The organism is Aquimarina macrocephali (assembly GCF_051627225.1).
GTDB classification, from domain to species: domain Bacteria; phylum Bacteroidota; class Bacteroidia; order Flavobacteriales; family Flavobacteriaceae; genus Aquimarina; species Aquimarina macrocephali.
In genome coordinates this window covers 2156400-2174325 of record NZ_CP151795.1, presented here as the reverse complement: position 1 = coordinate 2174325, position 17926 = coordinate 2156400, and the positions used below count along the sequence as shown (strand labels likewise).

Genomic DNA, 17926 nt, shown 5'->3' with positions numbered 1-17926 from the left:
AAGGGAATCTGTTATAATTCCCATAGAACGCCTATTCCTGCATATTGGTTTCTATAATTTCTGAAAGAACGGGCGTCTATATCTGTATAATTTGTACTCCTTACCCTAGAATATAGTGTTGCTGTTAATGAAAATCCATTTCCGATTTCGTGTGAGGCATTTACCTGAAAATTCACATATTGGTATTTAAGGTTTTCTCCTATTAACATCTCGGTATTTCTAGCTTCGATTTCTTTATATTTTCTTGTAATATAAGAGAGTGATGTACGCACTTTGGTTATTTCACTTTTATAAATCATATTGATTCCGGGACCAAACTGATTAAAGCCAGAACGTCTGGTAGAGTTATCAATTCTTGTGTAGTATACAAAATTGGGCTTTATTTTAAATTTTTCGCTAAACGGTAATTCATAAAACAAACTTCCTCTTATATAATCCCAATCTCTTTCACCATCTGTATCAATTTCACTGGCATTAAAGGTGTCATATTTTCTTTTTTTGAAATATGTATCCATCCCAATTTTGTGTTCTAATCGATTTACTTCAAAGGATTGAACACTTGAAAATTGAACTCCAAACTCATCAAATTGTAAGTCTCTTATTCCAAAAGCATCAAAGTCTTTGAAATTATAAAATCCTTCTAGTGTCATCTCATTAGCATAAAAAGGTATAAACTTTACTCCTGCAGTGGCACCATAGTTTGTATACCCTAATGGATTAATCAACACATCCTGATCTCCTCCTAAACCTTCTCTATTCATTCGCTTAAATCTAACTTCTGCCAAAAAAGTAGTTTTTTCTGTAAATTTGTGATCATATTTTACTCTCGTACCTAAGCTCCAATAACTGTCATCAAAATTCTCATAGAATATTCTCGAAAAAGGATTTAAATATAATCTCACTCTGTTTTTTTTCCATTTATAGCGATATTTATAATCGATCGAGATGTCTTGATACAGACTGCTCGATATCAAATCTTCTTTTGTAAGTATACTATCATTCACTCTTACTTCTTTAGGACTTTTAAAATAATTGTATTCATATCCTCCCTGTGTTTCGATATCCAAAGTGTTTTTACTTTGTGAAAAACTTAAAGAGTATATAAATGATATGACCGCAGTAAGTATTATATTTCTTTTTTCCATTACAATTTTTCTTCTTTTGTTTAATGAGTTATTTAAATAGCTCGTTTTATTACTTCTTTTAATCCCGTTTTATTTACTAGTTGAATTCCAAGGCCTGGTCGAACATTAATTTCCATAATTTGTGGACCTTTATTTTTATCAATCACAATATCAATCCCCAGATAGTTTAATGGAAATGCCTTTGCTGTTGCAACAGATATTTCCAAAATTTCTTTCCAGTATGGTATGGGGGTACCATTAACCAAAAATGTACTATCTGGGTGATGATTGCTATATTCTTTACCATCATACACTTCTAATAATCTTCCTTCTTTCATGTCTACACCTATCCCTACTCCATTTTGGTGAAGGTTGGCTTTGCCATCAGACCTATCTGTCGGCATTCTTAACATCCCCATCAAGGGTATTTTATTAAGCGTTATGATTCTAAAATCCGGGACTCCCTGAGGATATATCTCACAAAAAAAAGGGTGTGGTTCTATACATTCTTCTACAAGTACTCTATCGTGAGAACCTAATGAAAAGAATCCCATAATGATAGATGCCATATGTTGAAAAACCTGGCGATCGGTAATTATTTCTCCATTGCTAATCCAATTATCATTCTTATCTTTTTTAAGAATTTTGATCCCACCACCTCCACTACCATTAGCTGGCTTAATTGCAACAGAATTATATCGTTGACATGATTTCCATGCTTCCTTAATATCACTATTATACTCGATCACAGCATAGGTTTCTGCACAAGGGATATTATATTGATGTAAAATTTCTTTGGTGAGCACTTTATCATCAGCCAGAGGGTAATGTTTCTTTGGATTATTAGGATAAATGAGTCTTATATTTCTTTCATTTAAACCAATTACACCAGATGCTGCTGTTGATTTTTTATTGAAAATTATTGAGAACATATTCGTGTCTTTTACTATTATCTTCTTGTTTGCTATAGAAACAGGTGAGTCTTTATATACCCTACCTAAAAAGGGTGATTTTTTATTTTTCTGCTTTCAAAAGAGGCTTGAACCTAAACAATTCTACCCATCGTATACCGATGTATCTTCCTAATAACGTGGATGATGCTATGATTAAAAGAGATATCTCTGGGAATAAAACCAGAACAGATGGCAACCATGACCAGGATAGTATGAGATAAGAAATTGATGTCGCTATTAATGTTTGAAACAATTTATCTATGGCTTTTATATAACCATCTTCCAGAGTAGAGCGAGAGAAGCGTTCTGCAGAAATCGTAAGAATAATAATAGGGAAAAATGTCAGTTTTGTAAGCCATTCTATGTTATTCTTAATTCCAAAATGTGTTGCCAACAGGATCACAGATACCATTGTGGTAAGTGAGATTACCAATTTTGGTGTATATAACAACCCTAGTTTATCAAAAGGATAAGATATTAATCCAATAAACGTGATAAGTCCCACGAAAATTGCAATTCCAGAAACGAAACCTGTATGCAACAAAGAAAATGCAATCAATACAGGTAGGAATACTCCAAAAGTTTTTAATCCAACAATATTTCTTAAAAAAGCAACCAAAAATCCCCCAATAGGTAATAATAATAAAAGATGTAAAGCTCCTGATGGTATTACATTTTTATCGATAAGATGCCAAAGAGAAAAACCAGGTAGATCATGAAGTTCTTCAGAATTCATTTTTAGGAAAGAAATATGATTTACCTCATCCATCTTATACGTATAATCAAACTGAATACCTGCAGTATGGGTAATCAAAGATTTATCTCCTCGATAAAGCTCTAAGTAATTAGCAGGCAAATACCCAAAATGATTATTTAATGCATCAAAAGGAACCCATGTTTCATTAATCAATACTTCTACCCAGGCATGTGATGTTCTTTTATCTGTATTTTCTACTATAATCCCACCTCTTATTCTTGCGGGATATCCCAAATTTCTACTTAAAGCCACGAATAATCTACTTTTACCATTGCATGAAGCTCTATTCTGTTCAATTGTGGTTACGGCATCTGTGAGTGTAATGATCGGTGCCGAAGGAATAGCGTATACGTAATCAAAAATATTTTTGATTACCTCTTTATCATTTTTGGTGTTTTGACCGAGTTGAGTCGCTAATTCATTGATAATTTCATTATCAGATTGAATATTCTGAGTAGGTTTAAGATATTTTCTATACTTGCCCGATGCAACATTAAAGACTTTCGGGATTCTAAAATTTCTATTTTTTCCTTCGAAAACAAATTCATAATCCACAGAATGATATGTGTTTTTCTCCTTGGTGTTCCAAATTGCTCTTAAATTTTCGCCAATTTCTTCTTTCTTAGTAAAAGACAGAGTGGTGTCATTTTTGACGTTTTCTTTAGAAATCCTTTGTCTGGGGTTGCTACTGGGTATATATGTTCTTAATGAAGTGTTTTTATCTCCTGATTTAAAAAAGAACTTGTAGTTTATTTTATAAACTTTTTCAGGATTAAAATTGTCATAATTATTGAGGATTGGTTTTATTTTGAGCCCTATTGAGATTATCGCAATTATTGAAATTAAAGTTAATGCAATTTTAAGATTTGTTTTCGAATTCATAATCATCTATTTTTGAATTAATAACAGGTAGGAGCCGTTTCACCCTACCTCAAATCGAAAAAAATTCTTTTTTATGACCCAATCCTCAAAATCTGTTTGTGAACAATCCATATTCACTAAGCTATTCGAGACACATGCTGAGGATATAAGAAATTTTATCTACTACAAATGTGGGGATAAGGAACAAGCAGAAGATGTGATGCAAGAAGCATTTATAAAACTTTGGGATAACTGCAAAAAAGTAATCTTTGAGAGAACAAAAGGGTTTTTGTGTACTGTTGCGAACAACTTATTCTTAAATCAAGTTGCTCATAAGAAGGTTAGATTAGAGTATTCAAAAATACCTCGTAGTACCAAAAATATTGAATCTCCAGATTATGTGATGGAAGAAAAGGAGTTTATGGATAAGCTTCAGAATGCGATTGCCGAACTTTCTGATGGCCAAAGAGAAGTTTTTCTACTAAATAGAATTGATAAGAAAACATATAATGAAATCGCCGAAATGCTTGACATTTCAGTAAAAGCTGTAGAAAAAAGAATGCATAATGCATTAAAGCAATTAAGAAAATTGGTAAAAAATATATGAAAGACGGTAGGGTATTTTACACCTTACCTGTTATTCTCCTGATACAAGGTAGAAATTATGCTTGACGAAAAGGAAAATACATATCTGGCAAAGTGGTTGAATAACGACCTTAGCCCCGAAGAATTAGAAGAGCTAAAAAAGCTTCCAGAATACGATGATTATAAAAAAATCGTAGATGGACTAGCCTATTTTAAGGCTCCTTCTTTTGACCTACAACCCTCATTAGCTAAGACTTTAGGTAAGATTTATCGACCTAAAAAAGCAAAAGTGATCAATTTAAAGCCAATTGTATACACTTTTACAGCAGCAGCTTCTATACTATTAATCATTGGGCTTTTCTTTAACACGGTAAGTTATACTACTAATCCCGGACAACAATTGGCCGTTGTTTTACCAGATGGAAGTTCTGTCGATCTTAATGCCGCATCTACCTTAACACATCAACGTTTTTTCTGGTCACAAAATCGAAAAATCACTTTAGACGGAGAAGCATATTTTAAAGTGACTTCTGGTACTAATTTTACGGTAGCAACCAAATTAGGGAAAATCGAGGTCTTAGGAACTCAGTTTAATGTAAAGAGTAGATCTAATGAATTTAGGGTAGGTTGTTATGAAGGAAAAGTACGAGTCTCCATACAAGATAACCAACAAAAGATATTACAAAAAGGAAATGGTGTTTTGTTAAAAGATAAAAAACTTATAGATCAAACCATTACAGACCTGGAACCTTTATGGAAAAAGGGAGAAAGCATTTTTAATAGCATTCCATTAATAAATGTATTAGACGAATTAGAGAGACAATACGATATCACTTTTAAACGTGATAAAATTGATCAAAATCAGTTATTCACTGGTGGGTTTAATTATAATAACTTAAATATTGCTCTAGAATCCGTTTTAGTACCTATGGGGATAGAATATGTGGTTAATGGAACTACTGTTTTACTTTCTACTCCCTAGCCATAAATACATTAATTATCTAAGAATCTTAACGTTTTAGACTCCTCTAAAACCAAAATATACAATGAAGAAAATTCTGTTACTATTACTTTTTTGCACATGCTCTTTACAGGCACAAATCACTAAAAACTACCAAAAAACGCCTTTACAACAGGTACTTAACGAACTATCAGAATCGTATGATCTCATTTTTTCATTCAGTAATGAAACCGTAAAAAACAAGATCATCACATTGGCTATTAACAATACACCATTAGACGAGATTTTAACTACTTTAAAAACATTAACTAATCTTAATTTTAAAAAAATATCAGATAGACAGGTGATTGTTAGTGCTCCCAACAATAAAGTTGAAGTCTGTGGGTATCTTTTTGATGAAACTACCAACGAACCTCTCTCCTACGCATCAATAAGTATTGAAAACACTAAAACAGGAACTATAGCCAATGACGATGGTTTTTTTCAATTAGGTAGTATAGATAAGAACACAATAATCACAATACAATATGTTGGCTATAAAGACAAAGCGATGAAAGCGTCTTCTTTTAAAGCCTCAAGTTGTCCCAGAATCCCACTTTTTATCGAAAGCACCTCTTTGGCAGAAGTGCTTATTGTAGAATACATCACTACCGGAATTGACAAAAACATTGACGGCTCATTTAGAATTTCGAATGAAGAACTTGGTATTCTTCCTGGTCAAAGCGAACCAGATATTTTACAAAGTATTCAACTAATTCCAGGAATAAATAGCCCGGATGAAACAGCAACTGGGATACAAATTCGTGGAGGATCACCAGATCAAAACCTTGTCATTTGGGATGATATAAAAATGTATAATACCGGTCATTTCTTTGGGATGTTTTCTGCTTTTAATCCTAATGTTGTCGAGAGTGCCAAAATTTTTAAAGGAGGTGCAGATCCAAAGTATGGAGACAGAGTATCTGGTGTTATTGATATTTCTAGTGATAAAAAGGTACCTAAAAAATTTAATGGCGGTGTCGGAGTCAATGGTACTCATGCAGATGTTTTTACGAAAATTCCTGTGGCAAAAACTGTAGGTTTGATACTTTCTGGAAGACGATCTTATACCGATGTTTTTGAAACCCCTACCTATAATGCTCTTTCTGAAAAAGTATTTCAAAACACCAAAATAGTTGAAAATCCGAATCAAGCCCCTGTTCCAGGCGAAGAAGGAGAAGAAGATGATGATGAAGAAGAAGAACGCGAAGAAGCAATTGCCGAAAATAATTTTTTCTTCTATGATGCCAGTGCTAAACTAATTATCGATGCTTCAGAAAATGACAAAATTCTAGCGAGTACGATTTATACCAACAATGATCTTGCTTTCGAAATCAATGATGATGAAGATTTAATTACCGACGATCTTGAGATCCAAAATAAAGGAGTTAGCTTTTCCTGGAAAGGCACTAAACTAGATCATTTTCATCATAGCTTAAAAGCATATTATTCTAAGTATGATTCTGATTATTTGTTCACCGAAAGACAAGAATTACAAATAGAAAAACAATCGATTAGAAAGAATACCGTAGAAGATGTTGGATTAGATCTGAATATCACTTATGATCTTGATACCAAAAATTCGTTCATGCTGGGATACCAATTTTCTAATAGTGAAGTATTTTACACAATCACAAGAGAAGCTGAATTTGAAACGCCAATAAACGAGTCAGACAAGGTAAAAAACAATGCAAATACCATATATGTAAACTATAAATTTTTACCAAAAAATAAGAGTTTCTTCAATTTTGGAATAAGAACATCACATTATTCGATAGTCAATCAATTGTATATTGAACCCAGAGTAAATATTGAGTATCCCATTACTAATCTATTAAGAATAAAGGCAACAGGAGAACTTAGATATCAACCAATAAGTCAATTAATAGAATTTGAAGATACCCAGCTTCGCCTAGAAAATAATTTATGGATACATGCCAATGAAGAAGTTCCTGTATTAAAAAGCACTCAATATTCTACAGGATTATTGTTCTCTAAAAAAGGATGGAATTTTGAGATTGACGGCTATTATAAAAATATCAATGGTTTAACATCGGTCACCAATGGATTTAATACAATCAATAATGATTTATCTACTGGTGAAAGTATAATTTATGGAGTAGATGTATTATTAAAAAAGAAATTCAAAAATTTTAGAACCTGGATGGGATATACTTTTAACGATATTAAATATACTTTTCCTGAAATACAAGAAGCTTCTTTCCGCGGGAATAACGATATCACTCATAATTTTAGAATTTCTAATACATATGAAATCAATGATTGGGAATTTTCTTTAGGTTGGTTATGGCGATCAGGAGCTCCTTTTACCGATGCTGATCTTGTAAATGATGAGATCGAATACGGTGCTGCCAATGCAAAGCGTTTACCAGAATATCATAGATTAGACATTTCTGCTATTTATCGATTTGATTTCAATAAAACTGGTAACTGGAGAGGACAAATAGGTGCATCAATACAAAACATATATAATAGACAAGTACCTATATCTATAAGTTATAGGGTTGATGATAATGCTACTACTGGAGAAATAGAATTAGATAAGTTGCAGCAAGAATCATTGGGAATTACTCCTAATGTAGTTTTACGATTATATTTTTAAGTGTTTTTAATGGCTTGCAGCACTTCATCCCGATGTAATAATCGCATCAATGTTATTTCCTGCTCTGATGTTATGATTCCTACCAAATAATAAAACCCTATACCCATTTTATAAGCTTTATTATTGCCACTTATTTTTCTGAAATGAGGTACATCATTTACATTTTTGGCTGTTTTTAATGATTTCAGGACATGTTTCACCTTATCCTGTAACGAAAGATCTTTAACTTTTTTAAGGTCTATAGAAAATTGAGAAGAGGCTTTTAACACCATGTTACTAGGGTTTAAATAATTCTTCTTCACTTACTGTAGATTGGGCATTAGCTTGTTGCATTAAAAGTAATAATCCCAAATCCTCTTTTTGCTCTAAAGACATTACAGCCATCTGTTCTTTTTGCTTTTTTTTGATATACCATACAATAGCTTTTTCCATAGTCTTTTTTACGCTAGAACCCTCTATTGCCGCTATTAACTTAAGCTTAGGGATTATTTTATCATCAATATCTATTATTTTTCTCATTTTATATATTATATATATAATATGCTAAATATATATAATAAAAATTAAAATGACAAAGTGTACTTATACACAGAAAGAATTATATTTGAGATTCAATAACTATTCATTAATGAATTACATCGATATTATTTTAGGAATTCTTTTGTTATGGGGGCTAATAAAAGGATTTAGTAAGGGATTATTTTCCTCACTAGCTTCTCTTGTTGCTCTTATCGTTGGTATATATATTGCTGTTCATTTTTCTCATATTGCAGGAGGATATTTAGAACAATATGTAAATTGGGAAGAAGGAGCTATGAAATTGGTAGCTTTTGCAGTAACTTTTATTGTCGTGGTTATCCTTGTTTCTTTGGCAGGTAAAATTCTTACCAAAATAGCGGATTACGCTGCGCTAGGCATTTTAAATAAAATCTTAGGTGGTGTTTTTGGAGTGCTGAAAATGGCGTTTATTGCCAGTGTCATTATTATTTTTGTCGATGCCATAAATAGAAATATTACTATTCTTAAGGAAGAAACACTTAACTCTTCTGTGTTATATACTCCTGTTCGGAAGTTAGCACCAATGATATTGCCTAGTATTCTAAAAGAAGAAGATACTAACGACTCTGAAGATTCTAAAAAGGATACTCAAATTTAAAAAATATAACAGAACAAAAATGACTAGAAATAAACGACTTACAATAGGAGAAGGGAAAATTAGTGGCTACCTATCTATTTTTTTGGCTATTGTATGCTTTGGAACAACAATATGTGCTTATTTCCCAGAATACCTAACCACTAGTGATTTTAGAGCTCTATACAAACCAAATTATGTTAGATGGGCTCTTTTAGGAATTCTAGCGTTATCGTTTATATTTGCATTAACAAGCTTTATTTTGAGCAAAAAAACAAAACTTGGTTTCTTTGCTGTTTTAATCATTGCCACAACAATTTTACTAGGTACTGGTATACCAGAATATCAAGAAATTGATTCTAAGTCGATTACAATTGGATTGGACTGGCTTCTATTAGACATTCTTATCTCTGCTTTTATCTTTATTCCCATCGAACTATTCTTACCTAAAAGGCTTGAACAGACAAAATTTCATGAAGAATGGAAAACAGATTTAGTCTATTTTATTATTGGTCATTTGCTTATTCAGGTAACTGGGGTTCTTGTACAACTACCTTCTGTTATTGCTTTCTCTGGCATTGGTTTAAGTGGGCTCCACGAATGGACTCAAGGAATTTGGTTTTTACCTCAATTATTCCTTGCATTGCTTGTCTCTGATCTATTTCAATGGACAGGACATTATTTTTTTCACAAACTTCCCTTCCTATGGCGTTTCCATGCAGTACATCATTCTACAAAAGATATTGATTGGTTAGCTGGTTCTAGAACTCATTTTCTTGATTTAATTGTTGTTCGTGCCATTTCATTTTTACCAATTTATGTCTTTGGATTCAGTATATCTGTTTTCACTACCTATATTGTAATTGTTTCGATTCAAGCCGTACTCGCTCATTCAAATACACGAATTAACTTTGGCTTTTTACGTTATGTCTTTGTAACGCCTCAATACCATCATTGGCATCACTCTGATGACCCCAAGGCCTATGACAAGAACTTTGCTATTCATTTCCCGTTTATTGATATGATCTTTGGGACATATTATCCAATGGGGAAAACATGGCCAGAAAGTACTGGACTTGGTGATGTGAAATTCCCTAAAGGTTTTATTAGACAATTTATCTTCCCGTTCATTAAAGATCCTGCAAATAGTAATGAAATTGAAAACCCTAGTGAACGATAGATATTTACTGCTCTGCAAAATATTCTAAATTTACAGAGCAGATTTTGTTGTTTATGTATTATTACGAGCTTACAGTATCTTCTACAATACCTCCCAAATAGGCGATACAGGAATCAAAGTCTTCAAACACACAGTTTTCTGGTATTAAATCCGGAATGATATCAATATTCTTTGCCAGATACAAAGGTTGTTTTTGGATACCCACTATATGCGTATGAACGCCTTTTTGTTCAAGACCCAAAATAATCTCTTCTAGTGTATATAATCCCGACTGGTCCATATAAGGTACTCTATCCATTCTCAAAATAACATGAGTGGCAGATTCGGGTATTTGGTTGGCTAGCTGTTGTAATTCGCTTGTAAATCCGAAAAATACTGGACCATTAAGATGTTTGATAAATATCTCTTCTTTAAGCTCTTTTGGAAAATTAATTTCATCTTTCCAGAGTTTTTCTCCATTATTATTACGTTCTAATCCATCTAATGATTCTACTTTGGATTCACTTGCGGTAACATCTCCCATCTTCTTCATAAAAATCAGAGATGCAATTACTAAACCTATACCAACAGCAAATACTAGGTTCCAAAATACAGATAAAACCAAAACAATAATCATGATTGCAACTTCTATCTTAGGTATATGAGGTATCGCTTTTAATCCTTTATAATCCATTACTCCTATACCTACGGTAATTAAAATCCCTGCTAAAACAGCTGCAGGAATCTGAGAAGCCACAGGCCCTAGAGCTAACAGTATAATTAATAGCATAATTCCGGCAATCATTCCTGATAATCTAGTTTTACCACCAGCATTAATATTAACTACGGTTCTGATCGTAGCTCCTGCTCCCGGAATACCTCCAAATATTGCAGCAATACTATTTCCTATCCCTTGCCCAACTAATTCTTTATTAGGCTTATGTTTGGTCTTGGTCATATTATCTGCCACAACCGATGTTAACAGCGAATCAATAGCTCCTAAAAATGCCAAAGATAATGCCGTAAAAATATAAGGGGTTATTGTGCCTAAACTAAAGCTTGAAAACATGGATAAATTCGGTACCGGAAAACCGCTTGGTATTTCTTCAATTGGTCTATAGTTTAAACCAAAACCATAGGCTACTCCAGAGACCAGAGCCAAAGCAACTAATGTACTAGGGATGGCAGTTGTAATTCTTTTAAAACCATAAATAATGATTATGGTTATTAAACACAGTATAAGTTCTAAATAGTTGATATTAGATAATGCATTTGGTAAACTTTTAATCGCTCCTATTACACCCGAAGCGTCATTTCCTGCCAGAGTAACGGCTTCAAGATTTATTTCTTCATTAGAAATGGTTTCTGCTCTTTTTATAGTTTCCTTAAAATCCTCTAGTACCAAAATCCCCTCTCCTGCTTCTTCTTTCAAGATCTTATCCAAAATAACTTCTTCTGCTTCAGGTTTAAATGTATTTACAAATTCGGTATCTTCTTTTGGATAATATCCCAGCGCCGGTAAAAACTGGGTGATTAGAATCATCACACCAATTGCTGTCATAAATCCAGATACAACGGGATAAGGAATATATCTGATATATTTTCCTATTCCTATAACTCCCAAACCAATCTGCATTAAACCAGAAAGCAAGAATACTGTTAAAATAGCCGGTAAAGCCTTTTCTACATCTCCATCATTAGCACCTATTATTCCTGCAATTACCAGCATACTTACAGCTGTCATTGGTGCTGTAGGGCCAGAAATCTGAGTATTTGTCCCTCCGAATAGTGCTGCAAAAAAACTAATAAAAATTGCTCCATACAATCCCGCACTTGGGCCTAATCCCGAAGATACTCCAAATGCTAATGCCAGAGGAAGTGCTACAATACCTGCCGTTAATCCTCCGAATGCATCTCCTTTTACATTACTAAATAAATCTTTAAACTTCATATTTCTTTTATTAATCGATAAAAATTAATTCTATCTTATCCGTAAAACTCAATCTTTCCAGAATCAACATGGTACATAGCTCCTATGATCTGAATATCTCCACTGGCCTCTAATTCTTTCAAAACCTCACTCCCATTTCTCATATTCTCTATGGTTAACATCACATTTTGTTTAGAAACATTATTTACAAATTCGATATTTCCAGAGTTTCTAAGGGATTCCTCTTTTGGTTCTTTCACAGCTTCTACAGCAGGTTTGATTTTACTTAATAAACCTGTAATATTACCCAATTTGACATCATCACAAGCTCCTTTTACTGCTCCGCAACTTGTATGACCCAAAACTACCACTAGTTTAGATCCTGCTACTTTACAAGCATACTCTATACTTCCCAAAATATCTTCATTTACAAAGTTACCTGCTACTCGTGCACTAAAAAGATCACCTATACCTTGATCAAAAACAATCTCTACAGGAACTCTTGAATCTATACAACTAAGAACTGCTGCAAAAGGATATTGACCTCCTTTAGTATCCTTAACTTGATCTAATAAATTTCTATCTGCTCTTAAGCTTTTCAAAAAGCGTTGGTTGCCTTCTTCTAGATATGTTAATGACATTTGCGGTGTCATTTCTGATTGTGTTTCTTTAGTTTGTGTTTTCATATTTTTTTTTTAAAAATCTGCATTATCACAGTATCTATTAGAGATAGAATTTAGCGGCTATCCATTAAAAGGAATTCAATAACCTATGTGTCTTTAGGTTTTGAAAAACTATATATCCAATTTGTTTATTATTTCACCTACTATATATAATACCTATTCAGAATGGTTAAAAGGTATCTTAATCGTTTACTTGTTTATACGATTTCAGGTGGTGGAGTAGTATATTCTAAAAATACAGGAGAATTCTGAATATAAAATTCTGGGTAACGTTTAATACTCAGATTCGATACAGAAGTTACCTCATCCATAAAGTATTGAGAAATTTTATCGTTCTCTTTAAAATCTTCTTTTTCAGAATTTTCTTTTTCTACCGGATCAGAGTTTTCTTCGGTATCTTCAATATTAAATACAATTTCACTTTTACTTCCTTCATATAAATGCATTAACTCAATACCATAATCGACTAGATTCAGAAAAAATCCGAATACTATCAATAATCTGGTTATTTGAAGTTTAATCATCACTATAAAGCAATTTTAAAAAGCAAAAATAACAGTATTGCTTCCAAATGTTGTTAATGTATTGCAAATTTTATTAACCAATCACAACTCTCTTAAATCGGTTTTAGGAATCCAGCCAATTTTACCATCAGCAAGTTTAATTTTTTTCCAATCATTTACTGTTTCTGTCACCAGCACTTTAGTTCCTTCATGAAGTTCAAAAACTTCTTCACTTCTAAGGTTTGGTTCACTTTTTATGGTTGTTTCCTGAGCAAAAATGATTGCAAACTGGTTATTTTTAATATAATTATATTGTGAGAAAGCAAAGAATACACCAAATAATCCAAAAATTAGTATCGCCCACGACCCCACAAAGAATATTCTCTTTTTTAAAGAACTATGTGCTGTATAATACAGAATAAACAGGAGAACAAATATAATGATACAGATCACCGAAAACCATGCCCAACTATCAAAAGCCAGCATATTAGTAAACTTCTTAAACGTTCTCGAAATAAAACCATCTGGGATTACATCTATTGCGTCTATTGTAGCCTTCTGTGCAAAAGCCAGATTGTTTTTAATATCTTCATCATTAGGTGATAATGCTAATGCTTTTTCATAATAAAAAATACTAGGTCCAATGTTACTTAATTTATAGTTTGCATTGCCAAGATTATAGTATAGCGAAGCTGATTCCTGACCAGCATCCAAAATCGATTTATACGCATCTATAGCTTCCTGGTAATTTTCTTGATTATATAGCGAATTTCCTCTCTGAAATGCTTCTTTATCCTGAGAGAAACCTAATGTTATACTTAAAAAAATAAGTGCTTCAACTATTCTTTTCATACATTTATAGTTGTTTATCTATTGATGCAATTACTCTAGAGGCTTTATCATAATCCTGTTGCATTGCCGAAGTAGAAGATGGAGTATATCTTGCAAACTCACAGCTCTCTAACAATGCAATAAATTCTATAGATATCGCATCTTCAACATCACGTTCTTTTAGTAATCGCTGGATACGTTCTTTACTCATATCACTTGTTTGGATATGTAGTTTTGCTTTTAAATAATTATGTAATGCTCGTTCCATAGCTATATAGAACTCTTTTTGGTTTCCTAGATTCTTTTTAGCCTCAGAAAGATATTTACGAGCCAATTTATCTGCTTTCCGAACTCGGTTACCACTTACATCGCTTAGTCGTTCTTGTCTTTTTTTACCAAAGAAAAGGAATAGAGGAATCGCTAATAAAGGTGCCGTTAATGACAACCAGTACACAGTAGATTTAAAAAAGTACTCTTTTTTAATAGGTTGAAGACCTGCATTTAGTTTTAAAAATCTAAACTGATTTCCCACTTGAGTTACTAATTTTTTATTTGTCCCTCCAGATTCTGATGTAACGACTGTATCTCCCCCATCAGGGCCATTTTTCACATTAACTACAATCTCATCTGATGTAATTCTTTTATATGTTTCTGTTTTTAAATCAAAATAAGAAAACGAAATTGATGGTATTGGATATTTACCTTTATATTGTGGCACTAAGGTGTAGGTGTCAGATATATTACCTCCCATACCCGTAAGATTTGTTCGTACTCTTTCATTATGCTGCGGTTCATATTGTTCTAAACCATTAGGCACATTAAGCTTTGGTAAATCAAATAGTTTTAAATTACCATTACCAGTAACCAAAACCTTAGCATCTAAAGATTCTGTAGCATCTAGCTCTGCTTTATTAGTAGTTACTTTGAAATCAAAATCTCCCACTGCGCCCGAAAAATCATCTGGTTTTCCTTGTATTGGTAAAGGTTTTGCCTCTATTATTCTATTACCTGCAGCTACAGTCTTATTAACCGTTGTGTATAATCTACCACCAAAAATGTCTCTTCTTTTTGTGGGAACATCTACAGAAACGGTTAAAGTGAGAGGCTCTATATTTAATTTACCTGTTTTTTGCGGATATAGTACTGTTTTACGAAGCACTACATAACGATATGGTTCTCCTTTATATTCCCCATTTTCAATTTTGAGTTGTTTCATATCGATTGCCTGACTCCAAAAATCGCTGTATTTTGGGCTGTCTAGCTCTCGCCAGTTGCTTACACTAATTCGCGGACTAACATATAGTTTATAAACAACTGTAATTGCCTCATTTAAATAGGGATCTGATTTAGAAACTTCTGCTATAAGATGAAGGTTTTCACTGGCAACAAAATCTGTATCATTGCCATCTTTTGGTTTATCTACTGCGCCTGTAACTTCAACTCTTATCGGTAATGTTTTATACGTCTGCCCATCAATCTCTATAGTTGCTTGTTTTATAGTAAATTGTCCTCTACGTGTAGGTTCAAGAAAATAACTGAATGTTTTGGCGTATGATCGTTTTCCATTAACCCATGAATTACTAATAGATTGATTAGGTCCACCTATAACTGTAAATCCCGAAAAGGAAGGAGGTGTAAAATTGTCCCCATCTTTATTCATTTCAAAATCTACTCGTAATCTTTCATTTACACCTAACTTTTTCTTGCTTACTTTAGCCTCAAACCTCACTTGCCCCAATGCAAACTGCATTGTGGTCAGAAATAAGGTTAGAAAAATTAGTTTTAGTTTCATTTTTTATGCTATTTAGATCGTTAGATTTTTAAAACCTAACAAGTCTTTTATCAAATTACCAGTCTTTATCTGTTTTAACTTTTGACCCTTGAGCTTTTTTGGCGTTAATCTTATCCTGAACTTTCTTTTCCTGATTGTTCATAGCTTCGAGTAAACTTTTAACTTGTTCTGGTGATAATTTACCTTGAACCTGTTGCTGTTGTTGCTGCTGGTCTTTAGGTTTGCCTTCCTGATCTTTTTGATCTTTTCCTTTATCCTTTTTCTCATCTTTAGGCTCACCCTTCTCATCTTTTTCTTTATCTCCTTCATCCTTTTTATCTTCTCCTTTATCTCCTTCTTTATCCTTTTGATCTTCTCCCTTTTCTTTTTCCTTATCTCCGTCATCTCCCTTTTTATCTTCTTTATCGTCTCCTTCTTTCTTATCCTTATTATCCTCCTTCTGATCTTTGTCTTTATCTTTGTCCTTATTCTGATCGTTCTGCTCCTGTTGTTGCTCTAGCATTTTTTTTGCTAATGCCAGGTTATAACGGGTTTCATCATCTTTAGGATTATTTCTAAGTGCATTTTTATAAGCTTCAACAGCTTCTTTATATTTTTTTTGTTCCATATAGGTATTTCCCTGATTATGAAATGCCTTATGTTTTTCTGATTTAGCCGAAGCTACCTTAGCTGCTTCTGTATAACGATGCGTAGCTTCGTCATATTTTTCAGAATTATAATACGCATTAGCTAAATTATATTTTGCTGTAGAATTTACAGGGTTTTTGGCAATCGCTTTTCTGTATTCTCCTTCTGCTTTAGGAAAATTACCGTCTTTAACCAGAACCTTATTACCTGTAGCTATAAACTGATTTGCTTCATTAATAACTTCATCACGATTCTCTTCCTGAGCACATATAATCCCCATCTGAAAACATAATATAATACATAAAATCTTTTTCATACTTCACTATTGTTCGTTAAACAGGTTTAATTTTTTTACCCAAGATGTTTTTCTTTCTAATAAGAAAATATCTAATAATAATAATAATAATCCGGCAAACAGAAACCACTGAAACTGATCTTTAAAATCTGCAAACTGCTTGGCTTCGAATTCTTTCTTATCCATATTTTGCAGTACCGTGGTTACTTCTTCTACAACTTCGCTTGTATTTCTACCATCAATGTATGTGCCATTTGCTTGATTAGCAATTTCCTGTAAAGTTGTCGGGTTTAATTTGGTAATAACAGTACCTCCCTGACTATTTTTCTTATAACTTTGTATAATTCCGTTTCGTTTTATAGGTATAGGTGCTCCTTTTTCTAGTCCTACACCGATAGTAAAGATCTTAATTCCTTCTTTGGCAGCTTCTTCTGCAATGACCTTTACATTACCTTCATGATCTTCTCCATCACTTACAATAAATAAAACTCTATTGGTTTGCTCTTCATCATTATAGTATGTTTTTGCCAATTCTATAGCTTCATAAATTGCAGTTCCCTGAGAGGATAGCATTTCTGTATTCATAGATTGCAGGAACATCTTTCCCGAAGCATAGTCTGTAGTAATTGGTAATTGAGGAAAAGCACTACCTGCATATGCAATGATCCCAATGCGATCACTCGCCAGGTTATTGATAATTTGGGTAACTAATTGCTTTGACTTTTCTAATCTATTAGGTGCAATATCTTCTGCCAGCATACTTTTAGAAACATCTATTGCAAAAACGACATCTACTCCTTCTCGTTTTACGGTTTCAAGTTTTGTCCCTACCTTAGGGTTAACCAGTGCTATCACCAAGCAAGCCAGAGCTAAACTAATTACTATAATCTTTAATATTGATTTAAAGATAGATCGATTAGGGCTCAATTTTTTAAGAAGTGCTGCATCTGCAAACTTCTTCTGAGCCGTCTTTTGCCAAACTAACACTCCTAAAAACAGCAGAATTAGTACTGGAACACCCAATAATAACCAGAAATATATTTTCTCTTCTAATACGTACATTTTCTACCT

17 protein-coding genes are annotated in these 17926 nt (G+C 33.0%); 5 read left to right on the top strand and 12 right to left on the bottom strand.

Annotation, left to right across the window (positions count from 1 at the left end):
* Nucleotides 1-11: 11 nt before the first annotated feature.
* From AAFU52_RS09725 to AAFU52_RS09715, 3 genes are all read right to left on the bottom strand, one after another.
* Nucleotides 12-1145: a hypothetical protein gene (locus AAFU52_RS09725; RefSeq protein WP_438426298.1), complete on the bottom strand. Its 1134-nt coding sequence runs from the start codon at nt 1143-1145 to the stop codon at nt 12-14.
* Nucleotides 1146-1177: 32 nt separating this feature from the next.
* Nucleotides 1178-2056 (bottom strand): sugar-transfer associated ATP-grasp domain-containing protein, encoded by an 879-nt coding sequence (locus tag AAFU52_RS09720; RefSeq protein ID WP_438426297.1) that lies wholly within the window; start codon nt 2054-2056, stop codon nt 1178-1180.
* Between the two features lie 82 nt (nt 2057-2138).
* Entirely contained in the window at nt 2139-3716 is a 1578-nt protein-coding gene (locus tag AAFU52_RS09715; RefSeq protein WP_438426296.1) for a 7TM domain-containing protein, read from the bottom strand.
* 73 nt (nt 3717-3789) lie between these two features.
* On the opposite strand from AAFU52_RS09715, the gene AAFU52_RS09710 reads away from it, so the two are divergent.
* The 3 genes from AAFU52_RS09710 (at nt 3790) to AAFU52_RS09700 (ending at nt 7903) form a co-directional block, all read left to right on the top strand.
* Nucleotides 3790-4302, top strand: coding sequence for an RNA polymerase sigma factor (locus AAFU52_RS09710; protein WP_438426295.1), 513 nt, complete (start codon nt 3790-3792; stop codon nt 4300-4302).
* A 57-nt stretch (nt 4303-4359) separates the two neighbouring features.
* Nucleotides 4360-5262, top strand: coding sequence for a FecR family protein (locus AAFU52_RS09705; protein WP_438426294.1), 903 nt, complete (start codon nt 4360-4362; stop codon nt 5260-5262).
* A gap of 64 nt (nt 5263-5326) precedes the next feature.
* Nucleotides 5327-7903: a TonB-dependent receptor gene (locus tag AAFU52_RS09700; RefSeq protein WP_438426293.1), complete on the top strand. Its 2577-nt coding sequence runs from the start codon at nt 5327-5329 to the stop codon at nt 7901-7903.
* Here the strand turns inward: AAFU52_RS09700 and AAFU52_RS09695 are convergent.
* Together AAFU52_RS09695 and AAFU52_RS09690 are read right to left on the bottom strand one after the other, a co-directional pair.
* Nucleotides 7900-8175 carry a hypothetical protein gene (locus AAFU52_RS09695; protein ID WP_438426292.1) on the bottom strand — a complete coding sequence of 92 codons (276 nt, stop codon included), beginning with the start codon at nt 8173-8175 and terminating at the stop codon, nt 7900-7902. The two genes, AAFU52_RS09700 and AAFU52_RS09695, sit on opposite strands and share 4 nt — an antisense overlap.
* Before the next feature lie 4 nt (nt 8176-8179).
* Nucleotides 8180-8422, bottom strand: coding sequence for a hypothetical protein (locus AAFU52_RS09690; RefSeq protein WP_438426291.1), 243 nt, complete (start codon nt 8420-8422; stop codon nt 8180-8182).
* A gap of 109 nt (nt 8423-8531) precedes the next feature.
* On the opposite strand from AAFU52_RS09690, the gene AAFU52_RS09685 reads away from it, so the two are divergent.
* Both AAFU52_RS09685 and AAFU52_RS09680 read left to right on the top strand, forming a co-directional pair.
* Nucleotides 8532-9059, top strand: coding sequence for a CvpA family protein (locus tag AAFU52_RS09685; protein WP_438426290.1), 528 nt, complete (start codon nt 8532-8534; stop codon nt 9057-9059).
* A gap of 19 nt (nt 9060-9078) precedes the next feature.
* Nucleotides 9079-10215: a sterol desaturase family protein gene (locus tag AAFU52_RS09680; protein ID WP_438426289.1), complete on the top strand. Its 1137-nt coding sequence runs from the start codon at nt 9079-9081 to the stop codon at nt 10213-10215.
* 61 nt (nt 10216-10276) lie between these two features.
* Here AAFU52_RS09680 and AAFU52_RS09675 read toward each other — a convergent pair whose 3' ends face one another.
* The 7 genes from AAFU52_RS09675 to AAFU52_RS09645 all read right to left on the bottom strand — a co-directional run bounded on the left by AAFU52_RS09675 (nt 10277) and on the right by AAFU52_RS09645 (nt 17917).
* On the bottom strand, nt 10277-12145 hold the full coding sequence (locus AAFU52_RS09675) for a SulP family inorganic anion transporter (RefSeq protein WP_024769717.1): 1869 nt from the start codon (nt 12143-12145) through the stop codon (nt 10277-10279).
* A gap of 35 nt (nt 12146-12180) precedes the next feature.
* Nucleotides 12181-12810: a carbonic anhydrase family protein gene (locus tag AAFU52_RS09670; protein ID WP_024769718.1), complete on the bottom strand. Its 630-nt coding sequence runs from the start codon at nt 12808-12810 to the stop codon at nt 12181-12183.
* 194 nt (nt 12811-13004) lie between these two features.
* Nucleotides 13005-13331, bottom strand: coding sequence for a hypothetical protein (locus tag AAFU52_RS09665; protein ID WP_438426287.1), 327 nt, complete (start codon nt 13329-13331; stop codon nt 13005-13007).
* Between the two features lie 81 nt (nt 13332-13412).
* Entirely contained in the window at nt 13413-14162 is a 750-nt protein-coding gene (locus tag AAFU52_RS09660) for a tetratricopeptide repeat protein (RefSeq protein ID WP_024769720.1), read from the bottom strand.
* A gap of 4 nt (nt 14163-14166) precedes the next feature.
* On the bottom strand, nt 14167-15933 hold the full coding sequence (locus tag AAFU52_RS09655) for a BatD family protein (protein ID WP_024769721.1): 1767 nt from the start codon (nt 15931-15933) through the stop codon (nt 14167-14169).
* A gap of 55 nt (nt 15934-15988) precedes the next feature.
* A complete protein-coding gene (locus AAFU52_RS09650) occupies nt 15989-16876 on the bottom strand; it encodes a tetratricopeptide repeat protein (RefSeq protein WP_438426285.1) in 888 nt (295 codons plus the stop codon).
* 6 nt (nt 16877-16882) lie between these two features.
* Entirely contained in the window at nt 16883-17917 is a 1035-nt protein-coding gene (locus tag AAFU52_RS09645; RefSeq protein ID WP_438426283.1) for a vWA domain-containing protein, read from the bottom strand.
* Between the last annotated feature and the right edge of the window lie 9 nt (nt 17918-17926).